Source organism: Kribbella kalugense, from assembly GCF_004365875.1.
Taxonomy (GTDB): Bacteria; Actinomycetota; Actinomycetes; order Propionibacteriales; family Kribbellaceae; genus Kribbella; species Kribbella kalugense.
Window position 1 is genome coordinate 261,573 of record NZ_SODF01000002.1, and the last position, 23,780, is coordinate 285,352.

Consider the following 23,780-nt stretch of genomic DNA (forward strand, 5'->3'; position numbering starts at 1 on the left):
GAGATGGACGTTCCAGCCAGGCCGCCGCGACTTGCTCAGGGCTGAGTTAGAGGGGGAGTTGGCGCCAGCCGCCTATGTCTTGGCGGCCGGCTTTTAGGGCTGCGGTTCGGGCGCTGTGGTTGAGGGTGTGGATGGTGCCGATGAGGATGCGGGTGGGGTCTGGGAGGGCCTGGGCGAGGAGCGTGCTGAGGTGGGGGCCGTAGCCGTGGCCTCGGTGGGGTTCGGCGAGGATGAGTTCGAGTACGACGTACGCGGGGAGGCCGAGGGCGTCGTCGGGCTTGATCACGGCGGCGGCGTACCCGGCCCACTCGCCGTTCGCGGTGATGTCGAACAGCAGGCCCTCGGCCGCGGCCTCCTCGAGGTCGTCGCGGTCCTGGAGTGACGCCTCGTCGGCGTGATGCGGGTGCTCCGCGTCCACAGCGTCGTACGCGCGTCTTGCCTCGTCGTAGTGCTCGACGCTCTTTGCCGGCACGAGTTCGAGCCCGGGTGGTACGCCGTATGGCTGCAGCTGACTGATCGGGGCCGCGAGGAAGCGGCGGTCGGGTTGGGTGCCGGGGATTTCGGGCTCGGCGCTCCAGACGCGGACGTACTGCGGGTTGTGGATGCCGTAGTACTCACGGGCGACCGCGGCGAGGGCGGGTAGGTCGGTCGGCAGGGGTGAGCGGGTCATTGGTGTCGCGTCGACGAACGGTTTGGTGACGTCCATGCCTTCGAAGCGCATGCTCAGCATCGCGTGGAGATCGTTGCCTACGGCAACCCAACGGTTGAGCATCGATTCGGCTGGTTTGCCGGGGGTCAGGCGGTCGGCTCGCTGGGCGGCGATGTCGAGGTCCTCGGCCAGCAGGATGTCGAGGGCGGCGTGCTCCTCGGCCAGGGTCGCCAGGCGGGTCGCGTCATCGGCCCAGGCGCGGGTGATCGGATGCTGACGTTCGAGGGTGTACCGGGCCAGCTCCTCCGCCGACGGGATCACGACGACTCAACCGGCGGCTCGCCGCCCTCAACCGGCGGCTCAACAGCAGGCGGCTCAACAGCAGGCGGAGCCGCCTGATCAGCCGGCGGCACGTCGCCTTCCGCTGGTGAGGCCGGGGACTCGGCTGCACCGGCGGGTGGTTGGCGGCGGGTTCGGCGTTCGCCGGCTGCACCGGCGCGGCGCGGGCGGGCCGGTGTGGCGGCGGCCTGGGCCGGGGCCAACGGGTCGGGGTCGGGTGAGCCAGGCGGGCGCGGGCCCCAGGTCTCGGGATCCGGCACCCCGGGCGGCAACGTACGTCGGCGACTCGGCGCACCCGCCGGAGCATGATCGGATTCGCCCGGTTCCTTCGCGCCCGGCCACGGCTTGGCGACCCGGGACGCGAGCACGAACTCCTTCCGCAGCGGATGCCCCTCGAACTCGTCCGGCAGCAGCAGCGGGATCAGGTTCGGATGCCCGTCGAACGAGATGCCGAACATCTCGAAGGTCTCACGCTCATGCCAGTTCGCCCCGGCGTACAACTCCGACAACGTAGGCAGTACGGCGTTGTCGCGCGGAACCAGCGTCCGCACCAGCACATGCTCGACATGCGCCCCACCCCAGAAGTCCGCGAGATGCGACACCACCCGGAACCCGTCCGTCAGCTCGTCCGACGCGCTCAGGAAATCGAAGAACGTGAAGCCCACCGCATCCCGAAGTACCTCATGCGCCGCGACCCACGACTCGAGCGGTACGTCGAGAGCCGTCGGGCCGAAGCTGTCCGACGAGGTCGCGGCGATCCCGACGCTCGTCAGCGCCTCGAGTGCGTCGGCGCTCAAGGCTGCACCAGGCCGCGGGTCAGCGCCGCCGCGGACGGCTCCTCGTACCGATCGGCGAGCGCCTCGCCCGCGATCTTCTCCTGCAGCTTGAGGATCCCCTGCAGCAACGCCTCCGGCCGCGGCGGACAGCCCGGCACGTACACGTCGACCGGGATGATCTGGTCGACGCCCTTGGTCACGCAGTACGAATCCCAGTACGGACCGCCCGAGTTCGAGCAGGAGCCGAACGAGATCACGTACTTCGGCTCCGGCATCTGGTCGTAGAGCCGCTTGATCGCGGGCGCCATCTTGTCGGTCACGGTGCCCGACACGACCATCAGGTCGGCCTGCCGCGGTCCGGGCGCGAACGGGATCACCCCGAGCCGGATGAAGTCGTGCCGGCCCATCGACGCCGCGATGAACTCGATCGCGCAGCAGGCCAGTCCGAAGTTGAACACCCAGAGCGAGTACTTCCGGCCCCAGTTCAGCAGGTACCGAACCGGCTCCGGCGCAAGCTTCGCCAGCGCACCAACTGCCGGTCGCACCGTCGGCATCCCCAGCTCGGTCATGCTCGCTAGCCTAGTCCGACAATCTCCTCCGCGAGGATGTCCGGGTACTCGAGTGGCGCGTAGTGCCCGACACCGTCGACGAGCCGCAGCCGTACGTCGCTGAAGAAGTCGTCCAACCGGTCCGACCAGGCCCGTGGGAACAGCGGGTCGAACTCGGGCCACAGCACCACGGTGGGTACGGCGATCCGGTCGTACGACGGCGGCGCTGTCTCGGCTGCCGAGGTCGCGACCGAACCGGCGCCCGCCCGATACCACTGGATCGACGCCGTGAACGCACCCGGCGCCGAGTAGACCTCGACCAGGTGATCCAGCTCCGGCTCGAATCCCGGCCCGGACCAGTGCGTCCAGAAATGCCGCAGGTACGACCGAACCGCATCCGGCTTGCCGTCGATCAGCTCCTCGATCACGGGCAGCCGATGGAACGCTTGGTACCAGAACTCCGCCTGCGCCTGCTCGGAGTAGACCCGCTTGCCGATCCCCGGCAACGGCGGCGCGATCACCAGGCCCTCGATCAGCTCGGGCCCCGAACGCGCGATCCCCTGCGCGATACGGCTCCCGACGTCGTACCCGGCGAGCACGGGACGCTCCAGCCCGAGCTCCTCCACCAGACCGACCACGCTCCGACCCTGCGCGGCAACGCCGTACTGCGCTGGATCCATGGACTGACTGTCCGACTCGCCGAATCCGCGCAGATCCGGGACCACCACCTCGAACCCGCGCTCGGCCAGCATCGGCGCGAGCAACCGGTAGTCGGTGCGATCGCCGGGCCAGCCGTGCAGCAACACCACCGCCGGTCCCTCGCCGATCCGGTCGTACGCCAGTCGGAATCCGTCCACCGCGTCGCTCAGCATGACATTCATTGTTGACCACAACCCGGGCTCGGCCTACCGTGATTGAACAGGACTGAACAGGTCCATTCTGGTGGGGAGACACCATGGCTGACCAGCTCGAGGTGCAGCAGACTCGCGCGCTCTCGGTGGAGAGCAACGGGCTGAACGTGATCGCGGACGCGGACCGGAAGGGCCGGCCGAGTCAGCTGTTCTGGCCGTGGTTCGGGGCGAACGTATCCGTGCTCGGGCTGAGTTACGGCGCCTTCGCGCTCGGGTTCGGGATCTCGTTCTGGCAGGCGGTGATCGCCGGCGTGATCGGGGTGGTGTTCTCGTTCCTGCTCTGCGGGCTGATCGCGCTGGCCGGCAAGCGCGGTTCGGCACCGACGATGGTGCTGAGCCGGGCCGCGTTCGGTGTCCGGGGCAACAAACTGCCGTCGCTGGTCTCGTGGTTGCTGACGGTCGGCTGGGAGACCGTGCTGACGATCCTCGCGACCCTCGCCACCGCGACCGTCTTCGAGCGGCTCGGCTGGGGCGGCGGCAACCTGACCAAGGTGATCGCGCTGGTCGTGGTCGGTCTGCTGACGGTCGCCTGCGGCGTGCTCGGGTTCGACCTGATCATGCGGGCGCAGACAGTCATCACCATCGTGACCGCCGTACTCACGGTCGTCTACATCATCCTGGTCGCCGACCAGATCCACTGGTCCACGGTGTCCGCGCTGCCGAGCGGCTCCACGCAGGCGGTGATCGGCGCGCTCGTCTTCCTGATGACCGGGTTCGGGCTCGGCTGGGTGAACGCGGCCGCGGACTACTCGCGGTACCTCCCGCGACGGGCGTCGAGTCGCGGCGTGGTCGGCTGGACGACGTTCGGTGGTTCGGTGGCTCCCGTCGTACTGCTGGTCTTCGGCCTGTTGCTGGCGGGATCCTCGCCGGACCTGAGCAAGGCGATCGGGGCGGACCCGATCGGTGCGCTGGCCGAGGCCTTGCCGACGTGGTTCCTGGTGCCGTTCGTGATCGTCGCGGTGCTCGGTCTGGTCGGTGGCGCCGTACTCGACATCTACTCGTCCGGCCTGGCGCTGCTGTCGCTCGGAGTGCCGGTGAAGCGGTACGTCGCCGCTTTCATCGACGGGGTGGTGATGATCGGCGGGACGATCTATGTGGTGTTCTACGGCGGTGAGTTCCTCGGGCAGTTCCAGGGGTTCCTGATCACGCTGGGCGTCCCGATCGCGGCCTGGTGCGGGATCATGCTCGCCGACATCGCGGCCCGGCGACGGGACTACGCGGAGGGCGATCTCTACCGGACTTCGGGACGGTACGGCGACGTGCAATGGCTGCCCGTGATCACGATGGTCGTTGCTACCGGCATCGGTTGGGGACTGGTCACGAACACGCTCGCGTCGTGGCTGACCTGGCAGGGTTATCTGCTTGGGGCATTCGGTCTCGGTGGCAAGGAGGGCTCGTGGGCGTTCGCGAACCTCGGCGTGCTGGTGGCGCTGGTGATCGGGTTCGTGGTGCAGTGGTTCGGGCGCGCGGCCGGCGTACGTAAGCAGGAGGCGACTGCCTGATGGTGCTGGCGCTCATCGATCTGCAGAAGATCTTCGCGGACCCGAAGTCGGGGTGGGCGACGCCTGACTTCCAGCGCGTGATCGAGCCGACTCGGGAGCTGATCAGGCTCTTCGCTCCCGAGGTCGTCTTCACTCGTTTCATCGCGCCGGAACGGCCGTCGGGATCGTGGGTCGGCTACTACGAGCAGTTTCCGTTCGCGTTGCAGCCGGCCGATGCCGAGGACTATCAGCTGGTCGACGAGTTCAAGGGTGCTCCAACCTTGGACAAGTCGACGTTCGGGGCCTGGGGGCCGGAGCTGGCGGTGAGGGCCGGCGATCGGCTGGTACTCGCGGGAGTGGCGACGGACTGCTGCGTGATCAGTACGGCGCTGGCCGCGGTCGATGCCGGCGTACAGGTCCAGGTGGTCGAAGAGGCATGCGCTGGGTCGACGGACGAGAACCATCGCAAGGCGATCGACATCATGCGGTTGTATGCGCCGATGATCGAGGTCGTCAGCGTGGAACAGGTTCGTTGATGCGGCGGATCTACCTGAAGCACGAACGGGTCGCCCGGGTGCTCGCACGAGAGATCAAGTCCGGCGTCGTACGGCGTGGCGCTCAGCTGCCCGGCGAGGTCGAGCTGGCGAAGCGGTTCGCGGTCAGCCGGAACACGGTCCGCGCGGCACTCGCCGTACTGGCCGAAGAGAACTTGATCACCACGCACACCGGCAAAGGGTCGTTCGTGCTGTTCGACGGGCTGCCGCTGGACGGGCGGCTCGGGTGGACGCATGCCCTGTCCGAACAGGGCGTCGAGACCCGGATGCGGACGGTACGCATCGAACGGGAGGACGATCCCGAGCTGGCCGATCGGCTCGGTCTCGAATCCTCCGAACTGGTCGTGATCGAGCGCGTCCGGCAGCTCACGGACGGTACGGCGATCTCACTCGAACGCAGCCGGGTCCCGGCGCTGGACTCACTCCGGGACCTGCCCGAACGGGGTCTCGACAACGGCTCGATCAGCGTCACACTGAACCGCGCCGGCCTGTACCTAGACCACTGCGAGCAACGCCTCCGCGGCCGCCCACTCACCCCCGTCGAAGCCGGCCACCTGGAACGCCCCGACGACACCTGGTTCCTCCACACCACCCGAACCAGCTGGACCGCCGACGACCGCTTCGCCGAACACGCCGACGAACTCCTAGACCCCACCCACTACGAACTAAGCCTGTCCTACCGCAGCTGACGACACCCGCGCGTCCTCCGCACGCGCTCCCTTCGTCGCTCCGCTCCTCAACGCGCCCGCACCCCAGGCGGGGCGACCTAAGGGTTCGTTGCCTTTGGCATAGGGAGTTGTGCGGATGTGGGGGGACTCCTCAGGGGAGCAATCTCTAGTCATCGACGAGCTCCCGGAGGAGACCATGTTCATGTACTCACCCGACTCGCTCCAGGCTGAGATCCGGTACCGGCAGGATCGGATCCGGCGCGACTTCCAGCGGCCGGCCTGGTTCCAGCGCAAGCCACGGCGGCAGGCTCCCCAGCCCTGTGCGCCCGAACTGCGTGCCCGTCCGGCGATGTGACCGCTCGGGCACCACCGAGACCCCCTCCCCAACCGGCGCGGCCGGCTCCCCTCCGAGCCGGTCGCGCCGCCTTCGTTTCCAGGGTCTTTTCAGACTCCTTAGAGGCGGAGTACGGCGTACCTGAGGCACCTAGGGACCGCTCGGGCCTGGGGATAGGGAGGAGTTCCGATGTGCGGGACCACCTCAGACGAGCAGATTGAGGGGTGTCGGCAGGAAGCCGGCCACCAACCAGGAGGAACACCAAATGTTCACGAACGAAAGCGTCAAGGCAGAGGTCGACTACCGCAGGGAGCGCCTCAGCCGCGACTTCCGCCAGCACCGGAACACCCGGGGCCGCCGGACCATCAGCCACCTGTTCGGCCGGAAAGCCTGAAGGGAGGGAAACCATGTTCAACACTCCTCTGAGTCAAGACTTCATCAAGGCGGAGTCGGCCTACCGGCTGGAGCGGACCAAGCGTGACTTCCGGTCCGCGACCCGCCGGCAGCGCGCCGAGCGGGCCTCGCAGCCCGAGCCGCGGCACGCACGCCGCACGCTCCGACCCACCACGGCCGCATGACCGCGCCAACCGCCGTCCCTGATCCGCTCCTCGGGATCAGGGACGGCGCTCTTTTGGGCCGAACAACGAAGGCCGGGAGCAGAACTGACGCTCACCGGACGGGATGCCGTCGATTTGTGTCGGCGCCAGGGGCGAAGATGGACGACGTGCCCTGGACTTCGACACCTCTCGTCGGCCGCTCGACCGAGATGGCCGCCCTGCTGAGCGCCGTGGACGACGCGAAAACGCGCCGCGCCGGTGCTGTACTGCTGTCCGGTGACGCCGGCGTCGGCAAGACCCGGCTGCTGGACGAGGTGGCCACCGGCGCGCACGAGCGCGGTTTCGGCGTGCTGGTCGGGCACTGCACCGACTTCGGCGACGCCGGCCTGCCGTACCAGCCGTTCTCCGAGATCTTCGGCCGCCTGGCCGGCGACCGGCCGGATCTCGTCGACAGCGTGCTGACCAACTTCCCCGCGATCAGCCGGCTACTCCCCGCACACCGCCTGCTCAGCGCCCAGCCGGTGCCGCAGGAGGGCCAGCTCGACCGCGCTGCGCTGTTCGACGCCGTCCTCGGCGCGTTCACCGCGCTCTCCACCAGCGAGCCGCTCCTGGTGATCATTGAGGACGTCCACTGGGCCGACGACTCGACCCGGGACCTGATCGGCTTCCTGATCACCCGGCTGACCTCGCAGCGCCTGGCCCTCGTGGTCTCGTACCGCAGCGACGACCTGCACCGCCGGCATCCGCTCCGCCGCCCGATCGCCGAGTGGTCCCGCAACCCGCGCGTGCGTCGCGTCAACTTGCTCCCCCACGACGCCGACGAGGCCCGCACCCTCCTGCACCTGCTGCTCACCGAGCCGCTGCCCGCAGTCGAGGAGCGCCGGATCCTGGAGCGTGCGGGCGGCAACGCGTTCTTCACCGAGGAGCTGGCCGCGGCGGCCTCGATGGGTGACGGCGACGTCGTGCCGCCCGATCTCGCCGACCTGCTCCTGGTCCGCCTCGACCCGCTGTCGGACGACGCGCGTCAGGTCGCCCGGGTGATCGCGGTCGCGGGTCGCCGGGTCCCGCACGACCTACTCACCGCCGTCGCCAACATGCCCGACCGCGAGCTCGACGACGCCCTGCGGGAGCTGATCGACGCCCACATCATCGACGTACCCACCAATGATCGGTACTACTTCCGCCACGCGCTGCTGGCCGAGGCCGTGTACGACGACCTGCTGCCGGGTGAGCGGGTTCGGCAGCATGCGGCGTACGTGCAAGCGCTGGAGAACCAGACCGTCGCGGGCACCGCGGCCGAGCTGGCCGGGCACGCCACCCGGTCGCATGACCTCGCTACCGCGTTCGAGGCCCGGGTCCGGGCCGGTCAGGAAGCGCTCTCGGTCGCGGCGCCGCAGGAGGCGCTGAAGCACTACGAGATGGCGCTCGAGCTGTTCCCGAACGCGGCGCCGACGAGCACCGTCGACAAGACCTGGCTGATCGTCGACACAGCGATGGCGGCGACCCTGTCGTCACAGCATCTGCGCGCTCTCAAGCTGCTCCGGAAGGCGCTGGTCGATCTGCCGGCCGACGCACCGAAGCTGCAGCGGGCCGAGCTCCTGCTGCCGCTCGCGGACATCGCGCTGATCATCGACCAGGACAAGGAAGCCAGCGAGGCCATCTCGCAGGCGCTCAAACTGGTCAGCGACGAGCCCGCCAGTGTGTTCAAGGCGCAGGTCACCTCGTTGTACGCGCGGGTTTCCGACGCGCTCGGCCGGCCGATGGAGGCTGAGCGGTGGGCGCACCGAGCGCTCGAGATCGCCCGCGAGGCCGGTCAGGAGTCGGCCGCTAGCGACGCCGGGATCACGCTCGCCCAGCTCCGCCGCCGGGCCGGCGATCCGGAAACGGCCGCGAAGCAGCTCGAGGAAGCCGCCGTACGGGCGCAGCTCACCGGAGATGCCCCCGCCGAGGTGCGAAGCCGGTTCCTGCTCGGGTCCACGCACTACGAGCAGGGCGACCTGCTGAATGCGAAGGCCGCGTTGTCGTTCGCGGCGAAGCGGGCCGGTGAGCTCGGACGGCAGTGGGCTGTGTACGGGTTCGATGCGCGCCGGATGGTGGCGCTGACCCAGTTCATGCTCGGCGAGTGGGACGAGGCGGCCGCGACGGCCGAGACCGACGCGATGACGCCCGCCGCTGCGGCCGCGGCGCTGCGTGCGGTGGAGTTCTCGGTGCGCGGCGGGCGGGGTGACACAGCGGTCGCGGAGGAGTTCGAGATGTCCCGGAAATGGTGGGACCTGGACATCATGCTGCCGCTCCTGGGATTGCAACCGGCCGTGGACGCGTACCGGCAGCTCGATCAGCCGGCCGAGGCGGAGAAGTTGATCACCGATGTGTCCGCGCTGTGTAGCAGTGTGTTCCAGACGGAGTGGTTCCTCGCGCAGATCCGGTTCGCCACGCTCGGCCTGCAGGTGCTGTGCCACCGGGCCGTCGGCGAGCCGTCAGCCGCCACGGAGCTGGTCTCGCGCGGCGCGGAGCTGGTCGCCCTCGGGCAGGCGACCGCGGAGAAGGGGATGCCGCCGGGACGGTTGATGGGCGTCGAAGGGCTCGCGTGGCTGGCCCGTCTGGAGGCGGAGTGGGAGCGGCTGCGGTGGCTGGCTGGGATCGACGCGCCGACGCCGGAGGAGCATGTCGCCGCCTGGGAGCGGGCGACGGACGCCTTCGGGTACGGGTACGTCTTCGAGCAGGCCTGGTCACGGGTCCGGTTGTCGGCGGCGCTGCGTGCCGCCGGCCGGGTCGCCGAGGCGAACGAACAGACCGCGTTGGCCGCGGAGGTCGGTCGTGAGCTGCGGGCGAAGCCGCTGCTGGACGAGACCGGCGGCGTGGACACCGCGGCGAGTGCGCTGACGTCGCGGGAGACCGAAGTACTGCGGTTGCTCGCGGAGGGACGGACGAACCGGCAGCTGGCGCGCGAGCTGTACATCAGCGAGAAGACGGTCAGCGTGCACGTGTCGAACATCCTGGCGAAGCTCGGTGTCCGCTCCCGGACCGAGGCGGCCGCGGTCGCACGGCGTGACGGGCTGCTGTAGCTGACGACGAGTTAACCGTGTCTGCGGTGCCGGTCCGGCTCCGGATGGGCGTGGCGGGCGCGGACCCGAGCCAGGTCGTCAGCGGTGACTTTGGTGGGAATGTCGTGCAGCGGGCCGCCGATATCGGTGATGTCGTCGAACACCTTCCGGGCGTGCCGCATCCGTGCTGCGGCCAATAGCACGAGCCCGGCTGCAGCAAGTGCTATCAATACCCACAGTTGCCACGCCATAGCCTCACCGCCAGGTATTCGCCCCGTATCCCCGAGTAATCACCATAGCCCCGAACCCACCACTTGGCGACCGGCTGTACGCATACCGTTAAGCAATACGCTTGAAACTCACGTTTGTTGCCAAATGCAATCACAAACGGTGACCAGGCAACGAGTCTGGACGCTTGGTCAGTTGTTACGCTCAGTCACCAATTGCCGGATGGTTGCGGCAGGCAAATCCCGGCCGAATATGCTCGGGCGGTGAAGGTTCTTTCTGATCAGGATGTTCGGCGGCTGGTTCCGATGAGTACGGCGGTCGCGGCGGTACGGGACGCGTTCCGGGAGCTGGCGGCCGGGAACTTCGTGCTGCCGCCGCGGCAGATCTTCGGGGACGGGGCGGTGCTCGTCATGTCGGCGTACCACATCCCGAGCGGGACCGCGGTGGTGAAGAAGATCGGGATCGCGCTCGACCAGCTGCCGGCCATCCGCGCGACAGTGATCTGGACCGGGGCCGGCGAGCAGTTGGTCGCCGAAGGCCACTCGTTCACCACCCTGCGGACCGGCGCGGTCGTCGGCGTCGCCACCGATCTGCTCGCACCCGCCGACGCCAACCGGCTCACCGTGATCGGGACGGGCGCTCAGGCTCCGGACCAGGTCCGCGCGGTCCTCGCCGTACGCCCGATCGCCGATGTCACCATCACCGGCCGCTCAGCCGATCGCGCCGCGGCCCTCGCCCAGCAGCTGGCAGCCGAGTTCCCCGAGGTGAAGTTCACGGCCGGCACGAACATCGACGAGTCCATCGCCGACCCGCACATCATCTGCTGCGCCACCTCGTCGACCACTCCGCTCTTCACCGCCGACGCTCTCCCCGAGAACGTCCACGTCAACGCGATCGGCGCCTTCCGCCCCACCATGCGCGAACTCCCCCGCGACCTCCTGGCCACCGCCACCACAGTCCTGGTCGACCAACGCGAAGCAGCGCTCGAAGAATCCGGCGAGATCATCGACGCCGTCACGTCCGGCGCACTAGCGGAAGCAGACCTGATCGAGCTAGGCACCGCACTCGACAACCCACCAACGCCGCAAGGCCGAACAGTCTTCAAATCCGTAGGCATCGGCTGCCAAGACTGGGCCATCGCCGCGGCGCTGAGCGGTTAGGTCCAGCGCATTACGCCCTTGCGGTAGGCGTAGAGGAGGCCGACTGTGACGAAGGCCAGGAAGACGAACATCTCGATCAGGGTCGAGTAGCCGAGGGTGGCGAAGATGGTGGCCCAGGGGAACAAGTAGATCGCGTCTACGGCGAAGATCACGTAGAGGTACGCGAATAAGTAGTACCGGATGTGGACCTGGGCCCAGCCCTCGCCGACCGGGTCGACGCCGGACTCGTACGTCTTGAGCTTGCCCTCGGTCGGATAGGTGACCGTCAGCGCCTTGTTCAGCGCGAAGGCGCCGAGCAACCCGACCAGGCCGAGCCCCACCACCGCGGCGACGACGCCATAGCTGTCCGACACAGGCAGCAGCTTAGTTCGTGCAGAGCAGGAGCGAGTCGATCGAAACGTACGGCCCGTACCCGGACCGGATGTCCGCGACCTGCAGCCGCAACCGAGTCACACCGGAGATGTCGTAGTTCAGCCAGGTCTCGGTCTCCTGCTGCATCCGGGTCGACGTGATCGCCGTCGTCCCGTTGTGCAGCGACACCCGCACCAGACCGTCGGTCAGGTTGCCGAGCCAGTTCCGCGAGTACCGGCAGCCGGTCGAGTCCACGTCGCCCCAGACATACCCACCCTGGTTGGCCAGCAGGTCGGCCTCGGCCCGCCGCGGTCCTTCGTTCGGCGGTACGACGGTGAACTGCGGCTGCCCCTGTCCACCGGCCGCGAGCATCCCCTTCTTGAACATCCCGCGCCACACGTAGTGCTTGAAGCTGATCATCGGCGAGATCGCCGCGGCGTACGGCGCTTGTGCACCGACCGCGATCCGATAGGTCCGGATCGACCCCGGCTGCACCGTGGTGATCGTCACGCTGCTGCCGGACGAGAACCCGTGCGCGACCTCCTGCCACCGCTTCAGCGACGGGATCCACTGGTGCAACGGGATCCGGGTCCCGGCCGCGGGCGCGGGCGTCAACGTCCCGACGACGGTGATCACGCCCTTGGTCGCGTCGGTCGTACGGATGCTGGAGATCTTCGCGGACCGGACCGGAGTCGTCACGGCTGCGGACGCCGTACTGCCGAGACTGAGCGCACTGTCCGCCGGGGCGGCAGGTGCAGCGCACCCCACCAGCAGCGATGTCAGCAGTCCGACCAGCACACGACGCATGAAACGGCTCCTTGAAGTCACAGCTTGATGACGACACCCTGCCGGTTCCTACTTCGGATCGCAAGCGAGCGGCTGCGGAGTGTGACACTGATCGGTTCGTGTTAGCACCACGTCCCAGGCTGTGGACCACCGGGGCTTCCGCATGGTTCTGTTCTAAGGGCGAACTAATATTGGGGTTATCGCCCTGACGGGGGGATCGGCCTGTTGCCCACAAGGCGGCCGGACGACCCAAGCTTCGACTTGGAGATGAAAAGAACAGTGACCATCGAGGTCAAGCAGCTCGACCGCGTGGTGATCCGCTTCGCCGGCGACTCCGGTGATGGGATGCAACTCACGGGGGACAGGTTCACAGCGGAAACCGCATCGTTCGGCAATGATCTGTCGACGTTGCCCAACTTCCCAGCCGAGATCCGGGCACCAGCCGGGACCCTGCCGGGAGTGTCGTCCTTCCAGCTCCACTTCGCCGATCACGACATCCTCACGCCGGGCGACGCGCCCGACGTGCTGATCGCGATGAACCCGGCGGCCCTGAAGGCGAATCTCAAGGACGTGCCGCGGGGCGCGACGGTGATCGTCGACACCGCGGACTTCACCGCCCGCAACCTGAAGCGGATCGGGTACGACGAGAATCCGCTGGAGACCGGCGAGCTCGACGCGTACCACCTGATCCCGCTCAACCTGACCGGTATGACGGTCGAGTCGGTGAAGGAATTCGGGCTGACCCGTAAGGACGCGTCCCGGGCGAAGAACATGTACGCGCTCGGCCTGGTGTCCTGGCTGTTCCAGCGGCCGGTCGAGTCGACGATCACGTTCCTGCAGACCAAGTTCGCCTCGAAGCCGGACATCCGGGACGCGAACATCGCGGCCTTCCGGGCGGGCTACAACTTCGGTGAGACCGCCGAGGAGTTCTCGGTCCGGTACGAGGTGAAGCCGGCCCACATGGCCACCGGCACCTACCGGAACATCTCCGGCAACCTCGCGCTGGCGTACGGCCTGGTGGCAGGCGCTCAACGAGCCGGCCTGCCGCTGGTCCTCGGTGCGTACCCGATCACCCCGGCATCCGACGTACTGCACGAGCTGTCCAAGCTCAAGCGGTTCAACGTCACCACGATCCAGGCCGAGGACGAGATCGCCGGTGTCGGCGCCGCCCTGGGCGCGTCGTTCGGTGGTGCGCTCGGCGTGACCACGTCGTCCGGTCCGGGCATCAGCCTGAAGTCCGAGACGATCGGTCTCGGCGTGATGCTCGAGCTGCCGCTGGTCGTCTGCGACATCCAGCGCGCCGGTCCCTCGACCGGTATGCCGACCAAGACCGAGCAGGCCGACCTGCTGCAGGTGATGTTCGGCCGCAACGGTGAGGCGCCGTTGCCCGTGCTCGCGGCCCAGTCCCCCGCGGACTGCTTCGCGATCGCGATCGAGGCGGCCCGGATCGCGGTCACCTACCGCACGCCGGTGATCGTGCTGTCCGACGGCTACCTGGCCAACGGTTCCGAGCCGTGGAAGGTCCCGGTGGTGGAGGACCTGCCGACGATCGAGCCGAACTTCACCCTCGAGCCGAACGCGACCGACGCCAAGGGCGCGCCGACCTACCTCCCGTACCTGCGGGATCCGGAGACCCTGGCCCGCGCCTGGGCGATCCCGGGCACGCCGAATCTCGATCACCGGATCGGTGGTCTGGAGAAGGAGGACAAGACCGGCAACATCTCCTACGACCCGGCCAACCACGACCTGATGATCCGCACCCGGCAGGCGAAGGTGGACGGCATCGCGCGGTCCATCCCGCCGATCGAGGTGGACGACCCGGACGGTACGGCGAACGTGCTGGTGCTCGGGTGGGGTTCGACGTACGGCCCGATCGGCGCCGGCGTCCGCCGGGTCCGCCAGGTCGGCGGAAAGATCGCGCAGGCGCATCTGCGGCACCTGAACCCGTTCCCGTCGAACCTCGGCGACGTGCTGAAGTCCTACGACAAGGTCCTGGTGCCAGAGATGAACCTGGGCCAGCTGGCGATGCTGCTGCGGGCGAAGTACCTGGTCGACGTCGTCTCCTACGCGCAGGTCCGCGGTATGCCGCTCGGCGCCGCGGAGCTGGCCGAGGTGATCGGCAACCTGGTCGAGGAGACCGCGGGGATCGACGACGACGCCCGTCATTTGGGCGCGGCGGCTGCCGCCGTCAAGCACGGCGAGGCCCTGAACCAAGAGTTGCACCAGTCGGAGGGAGCACGATGAGCACGGTCGATCTCGGTCTGCCGAGTCTGCCCGGCGGTCTGAAGGGCGTCCCGGCCGCGACCGAGCCGCAGAACCGCAAGGAGTACGTGTCGGACCAGGAGGTCCGCTGGTGCCCGGGGTGCGGTGACTACGCCGTACTCGCGGCTTTCCAGGGGTTCCTGCCCGAGCTCGGGATCAAGCGCGAGAACGTCGCGATGGTGTCCGGTATCGGCTGCTCGTCGCGCTTCCCGTACTACCTGTCGACGTACGGCATGCACTCGATCCACGGCCGCGCGCCGGCGATCGCGACCGGTCTCGCGGTGTCGCGGCCGGACCTCTCGGTGTGGGTCGTGACCGGTGACGGCGACGCGCTGTCGATCGGCGGCAACCACCTGATCCACACGCTCCGCCGGAACGTGAACCTGAAGATCCTGCTGTTCAACAACCGGATCTACGGCCTCACCAAGGGTCAGTACTCGCCGACCTCGGAGACCGGCAAGGTCACCAAGTCGACGCCGATGGGCTCGGTGGACAACCCGTTCAACCCGGTCTCGCTGGCGCTCGGCGCGGAGGCGACGTTCGTGGCCCGCACGGTCGACTCCGACCGCAAGCACCTCACCTCGGTGCTGCGGGCCGCCGCCGAGCACCGCGGTACGTCGTTCGTGGAGATCTACCAGAACTGCCCGATCTTCAACGACAACGCGTTCGACGCGTTCAAGGACCCGGAGACCCGGGACGACGCGATCATCCCGCTCGTGCACGGCGAGCCGATCCGGTTCGGCACGGACGGACACCTCGGCGTAGTACGCGACGGCTTCGCGTCTCTCGCCGTACGAGAGGTTGCGGACCTGCCGGGTGGCGAGGCGGATCTCGTCATCCACGATGCGCACACCGAGGACCCGGCGTACGCCTTCGCCCTGTCCCGGCTGACCGACGCGGGCGTGCTGCACCAGGCTCCGATCGGCATCTTCCGCTCGGTCGAGCGCCCGGCGTACGACGACCTGGTCCGCCAGCAGATCACCACCTCCCAGGAAGCCCAAGGCACCGGCGATCTCCAGGCCCTTGTCACCGGCGCCGACACCTGGACCGTCAACTAGCGAGGAACTCCCGGACGACTTTCTGGAAGCCGTCCGGGTCCTCCAACCACGGGTAGTGCCCGACACCGTCGAGCACTACCCGTTCTGCATTGGGCAACGCCGCCAGCAAGGTGTCGGTGACGTACGGCGGCCGCAGGTCCTCCGCGCCATGCACCAACAACGTCGGTACGACGACCCGCCCGCAGCGCCCCGCCCGGTCCGGCACTGCCTTCAACTCGGCGAGCAACGCGTCCGCACAAACCCGATTGGGCTCGAACCAGGGCGTGTTCAACCGCCGGGAGGAGTCCAACGCGGTGGCCCGGTCGGCGAGGTTCACGGAGATCTGCGCGATCCACGGATCCTCCTCCGGAGTCTCGGCGAGGATCTCGGCGACCCGGGCGCGATAGTCGGCCGGCGGACCGTCGAGGCCGACCGATGACACCAGCACCAAGCGGGACACGGCCTCGGGGTGTGCTTGCGCATACTCCAGGGCCAGCGACGCTCCCCAGGAGTGTCCGATGACGATGCACGGCTCGGGGCCCGCGACTGTGGCCAGGTCGGCGACGAAGCGGGCGAGGGTGTACGGGCCGCGGCGGTCCGAGCGGCCGCAGCCTCGCTGGTCCCACCTGTGCAGCGTGAATCCGGGAAGCGACAGGTCGTGGAACACGTCCCACCACCCCGGACCGCCATGCACCAGAACGACGGATGGGCCGTCGCCGCTGACGTCGGTCCACAGGCGACAGCCATCGTCGGTGGTCAGCATGACGTCAGTCGTCCAGTGACGCGTAGACGGCAGCTCGCAGTTCGCGGCGGATGGGGTAGCTGGCGGACGGTCGGAGTTGGGTGAGGAAGAGGACGGCGAGCTCGTCGGCCGGGGAGACGAAGAACGCGGTCGAGGCCATGCCGCCCCAGAAATACTCGCCGGGTGTACCGATGGTTTGCGCCACGGTCGGATCGAGCAGCACACCGAACCCGAGCCCGAAGCCCTGACCGGCTCGCTTCGTCTCACCGCCGAAGTCGGTGAATGCCGCGAGGTCCTGACCGCCGGGCAGGTGGTTCGCTGTCATGAACCGCAGCGTGCGCGACCCGATGATCCGGGTCCCGTCGAGCGAACCGCCACCGGCGAGCATCCGCGTGAACCGCAGGTAGTCCCCCGCCGTCGACACCAGCCCGGCCACCCCGGACAAGAAGGTCCGCGGCCGGCCGTACGCACTCGTCTCCGGATCATCGGTCAGCGTGAACCCACTGTCGTCGTACCCGTAGCAGGCCGCGAACCGGGAAATGCTTGCCTCTGGCACCGAAAAACCGGTGTCGGTCATGCCGAGCGGTTCGAAGATGCGGGTTCGCAAGTACTCGTCCAGCGGTTGCCCGCCGATCACTTCGCACAGCAGGCCGACGAGATCCGTGGAGATCCCATAGATCCAGCGGGTGCCGGGATCCGCCTGCAACGGCAGGCCGGCCAGGCGTCCCGGCAGCTCGGACAGCGGTGCGTCCGAATCCATCCCGGTCAGCCCGGCTTCCTGGTAGAGCAGATTGACCGGATGCTTGCCCTTCGACGCCGCGAGGCCTGAGGTGTGCATCAGCAGATCTCGCACGGTCATCTCGCGACCGGAGTCCCGCAGGCCACCGTCGTCGTACACCTTCGGCCGCCCCAGCGCGGGCAGGTACTTCACCACCGGATCGTCGAGCTGGAAGCGTCCTTCCTCGTAGAGTTGCATCAGCCCGAGACTCACGATCGGCTTGGTCATCGAGTAGATCCGGAAGATCGTGTCCGCGGTCATCGGGCGATCGCGCTCGACGTCCGCACGCCCGTACACGTCGAAAAGCACGACCTCGTCCCGGTGCGCGACCACCGTGACGGTGCCCGGGAACCGACCGTCGTCGACGTACCGCCGGACCAGTGCCGCCACCTTCTGCACCACGACCTCCTGTAGTGTCTACTTCAGAGGATCCGATCTCTGTCGCAAATATTACACGAAGTTGAGCAGACTCTGTCCCACGGTGCGATTCAGGTGGCGCGCCGCTAACCCGGCACGCTGTGCCCCCAGCACATCCACCTCCAGGTTGTCCCCGATCATCAGCACGTCGGCGGGGTCGGCGCCCAGGGCTTCGCAGGTTCGCAGATAGGTCTCGGGGGCGGGTTTGCTGATGCCCAGGAACTCCGAGGTGCAGACGACGTCGACCAGGTCAGCGAGGCCGATCGCCGCCAGTTTCGCGTTCTGCTGCTTCGTGCTGCCGTTGGTGAGCACGCCGATTCGCAATCCGTTGCTGTGGGCAACTTCCAGCGCCGGGCGGGCATCCGGGAACGCGGTCCAGCTGCCCTGGTAGTGGCCGAGGTAACCGGTGAACAACTCGTCCAGCTCCGCGTCGGTCGGCGGGACCGGGTGATCGATCAGCGGCAGGAACTCGCGCAGCCGAGCGCGGCGCTGGCCTTGGTGGGTGAGCTCCCTGGCCAGATAAGCGTTGTAGACGCGCTCTTCGATCGCGAACCATTGCGCTACCAGCTCGTCGGACGCTATCCCGCCGAGCTCGGGAACCCACGTGCGGACTGCGTACGTCGCCGACGCGGTGTGGTCGAACAGGGTGTTGTCGAGGTCGAAGATGATCGCCTTCATGCGCGGACCACCGAGTCGCGGTTCAGCTCGCGATGGTTCGCGTACCCGGACAGCGCCAGCGTCAGATCGAGTTCGGCCAGGAAGCAGCGAAGTACATGCTCGACGCCTGCCTGGCCTGCCAACGCCAGGCCGTAGAGCAGAGGGCGGCCGAGGAGAATCGCCTTCGCGCCAAGGGCCAGCGCCTTCGCTGCGTCCGCGCCGGTTCGTACGCCGGAGTCGAAGAGGACTGTGAGTTGCTCGCCGACCGCATCGGCGATCGCGGGCAGTGCATCCAGAGAGGCGACCGCGCCGTCGACCTGGCGACCGCCGTGGTTCGAGACCACGATCCCGTCGACCCCGTGCTCGGCCGCGACCTTTGCGTCCTCGACCGCGGTGATGCCCTTGAGCACGATCGGGCCGTCCCAGTTGTCGCGCAGGAACGAGAGGTCGTCCCAGGCCAACCCGACGTTCGGGAACATCTGTGCCCAGTGCATCACCGCCGCGCCGGGATCCTCGGCGATCGGCTTGGCCAGCTTCGCCTGGAAGGCCGGGTCGCTGAAGTAGTTCGCCAGCCCCTCCCCCTTCAGGAACGGGAGGAACCCGCGGTCCAGGTCGGCCGGCCGCCAGCCGATCGTCCCGGTGTCCAGGGTGACGACGAGTACGGCGTACCCCGCGGCCTTGGCGCGTTCCAGGAAGCTGAGGCAGACGTCGCGGTCGGTCGGGTAGTACAGCTGGAACCACTTGTTGCTCGCCTCGATCTGCTCGATCGCGTGGCTCGCCTGGGTCGAGTGCGTGTAGGTCAGGCCGAGGGTGTCGGCGGCCCGTGCCGTGGCCAGCTCGCCGTCCGGGTGCGCGAGGGTCTGCACACCGATCGGCGCGACCATGACCGGCGCGGGCATCGCCGTACCGAGGATCGTGCAGGACAGGTCACGTTCGGTGCTGCCCCGGAGCATCCGCGGTGCCAGGCGCCACCGGTCGAACGCCGCCTGGTTCGCCCGCGCCGTCGCCCCGCTACCGGCGCTCGGAACGATGTACCCCATCGCTTCCACCGGGAGCTTCCCGGCCGCCTGCGACTCCAGCCGGGCCAGGTCGGTGGTGATCTCCGGCGTTATCCCCTGCAACATTCCCTGCAGGTAGATCTGCAACTGGTAGTCCCCGAAGTTGGCCATGCCGGATGCTTTCACGCCGACCGCGCGACCTCAACCGCACCAGCCCGGCCAGCGCCACCAGGCCGCACAGCCACGCGAACCAGTCACCCCAGGCGGTGTAGAGAGTACGGTCGATGCCCGGCCGCAGCTCACCGACAAGGAGAGCAGGGCCCGTGGTTTCCTTGACAATCCGACCGTTGGCGTCGGTCAAGGTCAGGCGGCCCTGAGCGCCGGCCCGGGCGATCGGGATGCCGTTCTCGATCCCGCGAAGCAGGGCCATCCGACTGTGCAACCAGCCGTCGTTCTCGAAGTCGAGCGCCGGCACGAGCAACAGAGATGTGTCGAGCTGGCCGTACTGGCGGCCAAGCGCCGGAAAGTCCATGTCCTTGCAGATCATCAAGCCCCACGAGTGGTACGTCGCGAGCTGGTCACCCGGCGTGTAGGGCTCAATTCCAGGGATCAAGTGGTGTTTGTCGTACGCCGTTGGCGCGGCACCGTCCGGGTGGAAGATCAAGGCTCGGTTGTGATCACCGTCGCCGAGCACGGTGAGGCCGACCACGAGCTCGATCTTGTTGCTGGTGGCAAGTGTCTGGAACTGCTGGGAGAGTTGCGGCAGCGCGGTCGTCTTGACGTCGATGATCTTCTCCGGCAGCAGGACGATCTTCGCGCCGGCTCGAGCGGCGTCGGTAATCATCGGGCGATAGCGGTCCAGGATCGCTGGTCCGGCCGCATTCGGCCAGCCTGCATCATCGGCCCCTTCGGCAGCCAGTACGGCGATCTTGACCGGCTGACTCTCCGGCGTTCCGTGCAGCCGGACCACGCCGTACAGGCAGGTGCCAGCGGCAACCAAGACCAGTACGCCGACGAGCATCACCTTGCGCGCGGCAAGTACCGCGGCCGGGAGGAGCAACAGGAAGCTCAGTCCCCACGGCCCGGTCAGCGACACGATCTGGTTGATCGGGGCAACTTCCGTCTGTGTGTACGCGAGGCTCGTGAAAGCACCATGCGGCGAGACAGTCGCGATCAGATAGTCGAGCGCGGCCCACAAGGCCGGCGCCGCGAACGCCGCGATCACTGGATGCCCGCGCACAACCAGTCCTCTGAAGAGCAACACAGTGAGCGTAAACACGCCTGCCAGCAACAGCAGGAACGCCAGTGCGATCACCGGCAGTTCGAGATCATTGAGCAGATACCGCACGAGGTTGGAAAGCCCCAGAAGCCAACCGATAAAGGCGGTCAGCGCCGCCGCACCCGGCCGGAGCCGAGTCGCAACGAAGAAGACCGGGATGGGCGCGAGCCAGGTCAGCGCGGGTATCGCGTGCAGGCCGGAACCGAAGTACAACAAGACTCCGGTAGCGAGTGCCGCCGCAAGCGCCACCCACTTAGATACGTAGTTCATTGATCATCCTTTCGCCCAGCCGTAGGCACAGAGCGCGGAAGTCGGCCTCGGGCATGCCGATCCGGTCGCCGTGGTAGAGCTGGATCAGGCCGTGCAGGAGAGCGGCGAACAGCAGGCTGGTTTCCCAGACGTCGTCGTCGCCGCGGAAAAGGTGCTGCTCGACGCCGGCCGTGACCGCGTCGGCGACCAGGTTGAGCGTGGGCGACTTGCGGGCCCGGAAGTCCGCCGGGAACCTCCGCGCCTGGTCGCGCCGTTCGGTGAACATGTAGTCGTAGAGCCGGGGCTGCCCGAGCGCGAAGTCGACGTGATCGACCAGCATCTCCCGCATTCGTGCATCCGCTGCGGCGGGTCGTTCCGCCGACTCCCAGCGCCGCACCAGCTCGACGAACGCGGCGTCGGCGATCGCGTTCAGCAACGTCTCGCGGTCCGGGAAGTACTGGTAGATCGCCATCGGCGTGATGCCGACCGCGGCCGCCACCTTCCGCATCGAGACCCCACTCGCACCGTGCTCGGTCAGCAGGTACGTCGCCGCGGCGGTAATCCGGTCCTTCGTCGTCATGACGACCATTAAAGACGCATTCCCTATACGCCGTATAGGCAGAATAACCCTGGTCGAACCCTGAGCTATGACATCCGTCAGGTCCGGGGCCGTACGTCCGTCAGCGCAGGATCCGGACGGATCGCATCCGTACGACCGCCCCGCGGCCAGGAGAGTTGTGGACATGACGAACACGACTGTGGTGACCGCGCCTCGACACAGCGGCCTGAAGCGGAGCCTGCCGGCCCTCGGGCTGTTCTTCCTGTCTCCGCTGGTGGCGGAGTTCCTGCTCGGAAACATCCCGATCAGCGCGCTGTTCGCCCTGCTCGGCCTGGCCCCGCTGTACGGCGGTGGCGCCGTACTGATCCGGGAGGTCGTCCGGCGACGCGGCTGGGGCTACCCGAGCGTGGTGATCCTCGCGCTCGCGTACGGCGTACTCGAGGAGGGCATCACCACTCAGTCGCTGTTCAACCCGAACTACGCCGACCAGCGGCTCCTGGACCCCGGGCACATCGGCTTCCTGGGGATGGGCGCGCCGTGGACGGTGTTCGTGCTCGGACTGCACACGATCTGGAGCATCACGGTGCCGATCGTGCTGGTCGAATCGATGTCCCGACGGCCACGCGAGCCCTGGCTCGGCAAGATCGGCCTGAGTGTGTACGTCGCCCTGTTCGTAGTCGGCATCGTCGCCACTACCGCCATCCAGCTCGGGATGGACTCGTTCGTCGCGTCCCCGGCCCAGTTCGCCGGCGTCGCGATCGCGATCGTCGTCCTGATCGTCATCGCTGCCCGGGTCGGCCGGCGGACGCCGCGTCGTACGACCGGCACGGTGCCGTCGGCCTGGGTGTTCGCCGTGGCGGGCCTGGTGGTGAGCTCGGGATGGATGCTGACCAGCGACCTGGTGAAGAACGGCTGGCTGGGCGCGGCCGTGATGCTCGCGATCGACGTCGTGGCGGCGGTCCTCCTCGTGCGCTACTCGCGGCGTACCGGCTGGACGCAGAAGCACGCGATGGCGGTGGCGGGCGGCACCTTGCTGACCTACGCGTGGCACGCGTTCCCCGAGGAGCCGGTCTTCCCGGCCTCGCACACGGTCGACCTGGTCGGGAACGCGGTCTTCGCCCTGCTCGCGGTGGCCCTGCTGATCTCTGCGACAATCAGGCGTGACAAGTTCGGTGACTCCTGACACCCGCGGTACTGCGCGGCACGTGAACCTGGCGTTGTTCGCGCTGGCGACCGGTGGTTTCGCGATCGGGACCACCGAGTTCGTCACGATGGGGCTGCTGCCACAGATCGCGGACGGCGTGCACATCTCGATCCCGACGGCCGGCCATGTCATCTCGGCGTACGCGCTCGGTGTCGTGGTCGGCGCTCCGGTGATCGCGGCGCTGGGTGCGCGGACCGGGCGGAAACGCCTGCTGCTCGGGCTGATGGCGGTATTTGTCGTCGGCAACGTCCTGTCATCAGTTGCCTCGAGCTACCAATTCCTGCTGGCCGCACGGTTCCTGTCCGGGCTGCCGCACGGAGCGTTCTTCGGGATCGGCGCGGTGGTCGGAGCCTCGATGGTGCCGCCCGAGCGACGGGCCCGGGCGGTGTCGATGACGATGCTCGGCCTCCCGGTCGCGAACATCATCGGCGTACCGCTGACGACTCTGCTCGGACAGCGGCTCGGGTGGCAGGTGCCGTTCCTCGCGGTCGGAGTGCTGGGTTTGCTGACGCTGGTCGCGGTGTGGTTCTGGGTGCCGCCGCAGCCGGTCGGCAGTGATGTGAACGTCCGGAGCGAGCTGAGCGCGCTGGCCCGACCGCAGGTGTGGATGGCCCTGCTGGTCGGGATGGTGGGCTTCGGCGGGATGTTCGCGACGTACTCCTACATCGCGCCGACGATGACGGACCTCGCCGGTTTCTCCGAGTCCGCGGTGACGATCGTGCTCGCGGTGTACGGCGTGGGCATGACGGTCGGGACCGTGCTCGGCGGAAGACTCGCCGACCGGTCACTGATGGGCAGTGTGTACGGCGGACTGGTCGCGGTGGCCGTCGTACTCGGGACGTTCGGCTGGCTGGCGCAGACGCGACCGGGAGCGCTGATCGCGGTCTTTGCGATGGGGTGCTCGGCGAGCATCCTCGTGCCGGCGCTGCAGACCCGCTTGATGGACGTCGCGCACGAGGGCCAGTCGTTGGCCGCGTCGCTGAACCACTCCACGTTGAACATCGCCAACGCACTCGGTGCCTGGCTCGGCGGCGTCGTACTGGCGGCCGGCTACGGCTACGAATGGCCGAGCCGCCTCGGCGCCGGGCTCGCGATCGCCGGGCTGGTCCTGGCGCTGATTTCCGGTCTGATGGAACGTCGAGGGTCGACTCAGGTGCTTGCCTGAGAGGGCGTCTGAGGGTCTCTTCACCGGGGACTTGGTTAGATCGGGGT

Annotated in this window: 25 protein-coding genes; 12 read left to right on the forward strand and 13 right to left on the reverse strand. The window is 68.0% G+C overall.

The window, feature by feature from the left end:
* Positions 1–46: 46 nt before the first annotated feature.
* Genes EV650_RS18875 through EV650_RS18890 form a run of 4 tightly spaced genes read right to left on the reverse strand, consistent with a single transcriptional unit; the run spans position 47 to position 3,184 of the window.
* Positions 47–970, reverse strand: a complete 924-nt coding sequence (locus EV650_RS18875) for a GNAT family N-acetyltransferase (RefSeq protein WP_238174317.1) — start codon at positions 968–970, stop codon at positions 47–49.
* Positions 967–1,785 carry an NADH-quinone oxidoreductase subunit C gene (locus tag EV650_RS18880; protein WP_134120365.1) on the reverse strand — a complete coding sequence of 273 codons (819 nt, stop codon included), beginning with the start codon at positions 1,783–1,785 and terminating at the stop codon, positions 967–969. The genes EV650_RS18875 and EV650_RS18880 overlap by 4 nt, the downstream gene beginning before the upstream one ends.
* Positions 1,782–2,333 carry an NADH-quinone oxidoreductase subunit B gene (locus EV650_RS18885; protein WP_134120366.1) on the reverse strand — a complete coding sequence of 184 codons (552 nt, stop codon included), beginning with the start codon at positions 2,331–2,333 and terminating at the stop codon, positions 1,782–1,784. The genes EV650_RS18880 and EV650_RS18885 overlap by 4 nt, the downstream gene beginning before the upstream one ends.
* A gap of 5 nt (positions 2,334–2,338) precedes the next feature.
* A complete protein-coding gene (locus tag EV650_RS18890; protein ID WP_134120367.1) occupies positions 2,339–3,184 on the reverse strand; it encodes an alpha/beta fold hydrolase in 846 nt (281 codons plus the stop codon).
* Positions 3,185–3,267: 83 nt separating this feature from the next.
* Here EV650_RS18890 and EV650_RS18895 point away from each other — a divergent pair, with 83 nt between their 5' ends.
* The 7 genes from EV650_RS18895 (at position 3,268) to EV650_RS41420 (ending at position 9,882) form a co-directional block, all read left to right on the forward strand.
* On the forward strand, positions 3,268–4,725 hold the full coding sequence (locus tag EV650_RS18895; protein WP_202874760.1) for a purine-cytosine permease family protein: 1,458 nt from the start codon (positions 3,268–3,270) through the stop codon (positions 4,723–4,725).
* Entirely contained in the window at positions 4,725–5,240 is a 516-nt protein-coding gene (locus EV650_RS18900; protein ID WP_134120368.1) for a cysteine hydrolase family protein, read from the forward strand. The genes EV650_RS18895 and EV650_RS18900 overlap by 1 nt, the downstream gene beginning before the upstream one ends.
* The gene (locus EV650_RS18905; protein WP_134120369.1) at positions 5,240–5,947 is read left to right on the forward strand and encodes a GntR family transcriptional regulator; all 708 of its coding nucleotides are present in this window, start codon (positions 5,240–5,242) and stop codon (positions 5,945–5,947) included. Before EV650_RS18900 ends, EV650_RS18905 begins: the two co-directional genes overlap by 1 nt.
* 115 nt (positions 5,948–6,062) lie before the next feature.
* Positions 6,063–6,281 (forward strand): hypothetical protein, encoded by a 219-nt coding sequence (locus EV650_RS18910; RefSeq protein WP_134120370.1) that lies wholly within the window; start codon positions 6,063–6,065, stop codon positions 6,279–6,281.
* A gap of 244 nt (positions 6,282–6,525) precedes the next feature.
* Entirely contained in the window at positions 6,526–6,654 is a 129-nt protein-coding gene (locus EV650_RS41340; protein WP_255512105.1) for a hypothetical protein, read from the forward strand.
* Between the two features lie 13 nt (positions 6,655–6,667).
* Positions 6,668–6,838, forward strand: a complete 171-nt coding sequence (locus tag EV650_RS40390) for a hypothetical protein (protein WP_166678216.1) — start codon at positions 6,668–6,670, stop codon at positions 6,836–6,838.
* A gap of 137 nt (positions 6,839–6,975) precedes the next feature.
* Entirely contained in the window at positions 6,976–9,882 is a 2,907-nt protein-coding gene (locus tag EV650_RS41420) for a helix-turn-helix transcriptional regulator (RefSeq protein ID WP_134120371.1), read from the forward strand.
* Positions 9,883–9,893: 11 nt separating this feature from the next.
* Here the strand turns inward: EV650_RS41420 and EV650_RS18920 are convergent, their stop codons facing one another.
* Positions 9,894–10,112, reverse strand: coding sequence for a hypothetical protein (locus EV650_RS18920; protein WP_134120372.1), 219 nt, complete (start codon positions 10,110–10,112; stop codon positions 9,894–9,896).
* Positions 10,113–10,352: 240 nt separating this feature from the next.
* On the opposite strand from EV650_RS18920, the gene EV650_RS18925 reads away from it, so the two are divergent.
* Positions 10,353–11,249 (forward strand): ornithine cyclodeaminase family protein, encoded by an 897-nt coding sequence (locus EV650_RS18925; protein ID WP_134120373.1) that lies wholly within the window; start codon positions 10,353–10,355, stop codon positions 11,247–11,249.
* Here the strand turns inward: EV650_RS18925 and EV650_RS18930 are convergent.
* Positions 11,246–11,602: an NADH-quinone oxidoreductase subunit A gene (locus EV650_RS18930; RefSeq protein ID WP_134120374.1), complete on the reverse strand. Its 357-nt coding sequence runs from the start codon at positions 11,600–11,602 to the stop codon at positions 11,246–11,248. The two genes, EV650_RS18925 and EV650_RS18930, sit on opposite strands and share 4 nt — an antisense overlap.
* Positions 11,603–11,612: 10 nt before the next feature.
* Entirely contained in the window at positions 11,613–12,407 is a 795-nt protein-coding gene (locus EV650_RS18935; protein ID WP_134120375.1) for a hypothetical protein, read from the reverse strand.
* A gap of 246 nt (positions 12,408–12,653) precedes the next feature.
* On the opposite strand from EV650_RS18935, the gene EV650_RS18940 reads away from it, so the two are divergent.
* Both EV650_RS18940 and EV650_RS18945 read left to right on the forward strand, forming a co-directional pair.
* Positions 12,654–14,630, forward strand: coding sequence for a 2-oxoacid:acceptor oxidoreductase subunit alpha (locus tag EV650_RS18940; protein ID WP_238174318.1), 1,977 nt, complete (start codon positions 12,654–12,656; stop codon positions 14,628–14,630).
* Complete coding sequence (locus EV650_RS18945; protein WP_134120376.1) at positions 14,627–15,706, forward strand: 2-oxoacid:ferredoxin oxidoreductase subunit beta; 1,080 nt, start codon at positions 14,627–14,629, stop codon at positions 15,704–15,706. The genes EV650_RS18940 and EV650_RS18945 overlap by 4 nt, the downstream gene beginning before the upstream one ends.
* On the opposite strand, the gene EV650_RS18950 is transcribed toward EV650_RS18945, so the two are convergent.
* The 6 genes from EV650_RS18950 to EV650_RS18975 are packed head-to-tail and all read right to left on the reverse strand — an operon-like array spanning position 15,699 to position 21,385.
* The gene (locus tag EV650_RS18950; protein WP_134120377.1) at positions 15,699–16,448 is read right to left on the reverse strand and encodes an alpha/beta fold hydrolase; all 750 of its coding nucleotides are present in this window, start codon (positions 16,446–16,448) and stop codon (positions 15,699–15,701) included. The genes EV650_RS18945 and EV650_RS18950 overlap by 8 nt on opposite strands.
* A gap of 4 nt (positions 16,449–16,452) precedes the next feature.
* A complete protein-coding gene (locus EV650_RS18955; protein ID WP_134120378.1) occupies positions 16,453–17,604 on the reverse strand; it encodes a serine hydrolase domain-containing protein in 1,152 nt (383 codons plus the stop codon).
* 51 nt (positions 17,605–17,655) lie between these two features.
* Positions 17,656–18,300 (reverse strand): HAD family hydrolase, encoded by a 645-nt coding sequence (locus tag EV650_RS18960; protein ID WP_134120379.1) that lies wholly within the window; start codon positions 18,298–18,300, stop codon positions 17,656–17,658.
* Positions 18,297–19,319, reverse strand: coding sequence for an alpha-hydroxy-acid oxidizing protein (locus tag EV650_RS18965; protein WP_238174319.1), 1,023 nt, complete (start codon positions 19,317–19,319; stop codon positions 18,297–18,299). The genes EV650_RS18960 and EV650_RS18965 overlap by 4 nt, the downstream gene beginning before the upstream one ends.
* Positions 19,291–20,826, reverse strand: a complete 1,536-nt coding sequence (locus tag EV650_RS41080) for a nitrilase-related carbon-nitrogen hydrolase (RefSeq protein WP_134120381.1) — start codon at positions 20,824–20,826, stop codon at positions 19,291–19,293. Before EV650_RS41080 ends, EV650_RS18965 begins: the two co-directional genes overlap by 29 nt.
* Positions 20,810–21,385, reverse strand: coding sequence for a TetR/AcrR family transcriptional regulator (locus EV650_RS18975; protein WP_166678218.1), 576 nt, complete (start codon positions 21,383–21,385; stop codon positions 20,810–20,812). Before EV650_RS18975 ends, EV650_RS41080 begins: the two co-directional genes overlap by 17 nt.
* Positions 21,386–21,548: 163 nt before the next feature.
* Here EV650_RS18975 and EV650_RS18980 point away from each other — a divergent pair, with 163 nt between their 5' ends.
* Both EV650_RS18980 and EV650_RS18985 read left to right on the forward strand, forming a co-directional pair.
* Positions 21,549–22,547 carry a hypothetical protein gene (locus tag EV650_RS18980; protein WP_166678219.1) on the forward strand — a complete coding sequence of 333 codons (999 nt, stop codon included), beginning with the start codon at positions 21,549–21,551 and terminating at the stop codon, positions 22,545–22,547.
* Positions 22,525–23,733 carry an MFS transporter gene (locus tag EV650_RS18985; protein WP_238174320.1) on the forward strand — a complete coding sequence of 403 codons (1,209 nt, stop codon included), beginning with the start codon at positions 22,525–22,527 and terminating at the stop codon, positions 23,731–23,733. Before EV650_RS18980 ends, EV650_RS18985 begins: the two co-directional genes overlap by 23 nt.
* The last annotated feature ends 47 nt before the right edge of the window (positions 23,734–23,780 follow it).

Excerpts from the sequence above, each read along its gene's own strand:
- EV650_RS18980 (WP_166678219.1), top strand. The coding sequence starts at position 21,549 with ATGACGAACACGACTGTGGTGACCGCGCCTCGACACAGCGGCCTGAAG.
- EV650_RS18900 (WP_134120368.1), top strand. The coding sequence starts at position 4,725 with ATGGTGCTGGCGCTCATCGATCTGCAGAAGATCTTCGCGGACCCGAAG.
- EV650_RS41340 (WP_255512105.1), top strand. The coding sequence starts at position 6,526 with ATGTTCACGAACGAAAGCGTCAAGGCAGAGGTCGACTACCGCAGGGAG.
- EV650_RS18885 (WP_134120366.1), bottom strand. The coding sequence starts at position 2,333 with ATGACCGAGCTGGGGATGCCGACGGTGCGACCGGCAGTTGGTGCGCTG.
- EV650_RS18965 (WP_238174319.1), bottom strand. The coding sequence starts at position 19,319 with ATGGGGTACATCGTTCCGAGCGCCGGTAGCGGGGCGACGGCGCGGGCG.
- EV650_RS18890 (WP_134120367.1), bottom strand. The coding sequence starts at position 3,184 with ATGCTGAGCGACGCGGTGGACGGATTCCGACTGGCGTACGACCGGATC.
- EV650_RS18920 (WP_134120372.1), bottom strand. The coding sequence starts at position 10,112 with ATGGCGTGGCAACTGTGGGTATTGATAGCACTTGCTGCAGCCGGGCTC.
- EV650_RS18950 (WP_134120377.1), bottom strand. The coding sequence starts at position 16,448 with ATGCTGACCACCGACGATGGCTGTCGCCTGTGGACCGACGTCAGCGGC.
- EV650_RS18910 (WP_134120370.1), top strand. The coding sequence starts at position 6,063 with ATGTGGGGGGACTCCTCAGGGGAGCAATCTCTAGTCATCGACGAGCTC.
- EV650_RS18905 (WP_134120369.1), top strand. The coding sequence starts at position 5,240 with ATGCGGCGGATCTACCTGAAGCACGAACGGGTCGCCCGGGTGCTCGCA.
- EV650_RS40390 (WP_166678216.1), top strand. The coding sequence starts at position 6,668 with ATGTTCAACACTCCTCTGAGTCAAGACTTCATCAAGGCGGAGTCGGCC.
- EV650_RS18940 (WP_238174318.1), top strand. The coding sequence starts at position 12,654 with ATGAAAAGAACAGTGACCATCGAGGTCAAGCAGCTCGACCGCGTGGTG.
- EV650_RS18935 (WP_134120375.1), bottom strand. The coding sequence starts at position 12,407 with ATGCGTCGTGTGCTGGTCGGACTGCTGACATCGCTGCTGGTGGGGTGC.
- EV650_RS18945 (WP_134120376.1), top strand. The coding sequence starts at position 14,627 with ATGAGCACGGTCGATCTCGGTCTGCCGAGTCTGCCCGGCGGTCTGAAG.
- EV650_RS18975 (WP_166678218.1), bottom strand. The coding sequence starts at position 21,385 with ATGACGACGAAGGACCGGATTACCGCCGCGGCGACGTACCTGCTGACC.
- EV650_RS41420 (WP_134120371.1), top strand. The coding sequence starts at position 6,976 with ATGGACGACGTGCCCTGGACTTCGACACCTCTCGTCGGCCGCTCGACC.
- EV650_RS18895 (WP_202874760.1), top strand. The coding sequence starts at position 3,268 with ATGGCTGACCAGCTCGAGGTGCAGCAGACTCGCGCGCTCTCGGTGGAG.
- EV650_RS41080 (WP_134120381.1), bottom strand. The coding sequence starts at position 20,826 with ATGAACTACGTATCTAAGTGGGTGGCGCTTGCGGCGGCACTCGCTACC.
- EV650_RS18960 (WP_134120379.1), bottom strand. The coding sequence starts at position 18,300 with ATGAAGGCGATCATCTTCGACCTCGACAACACCCTGTTCGACCACACC.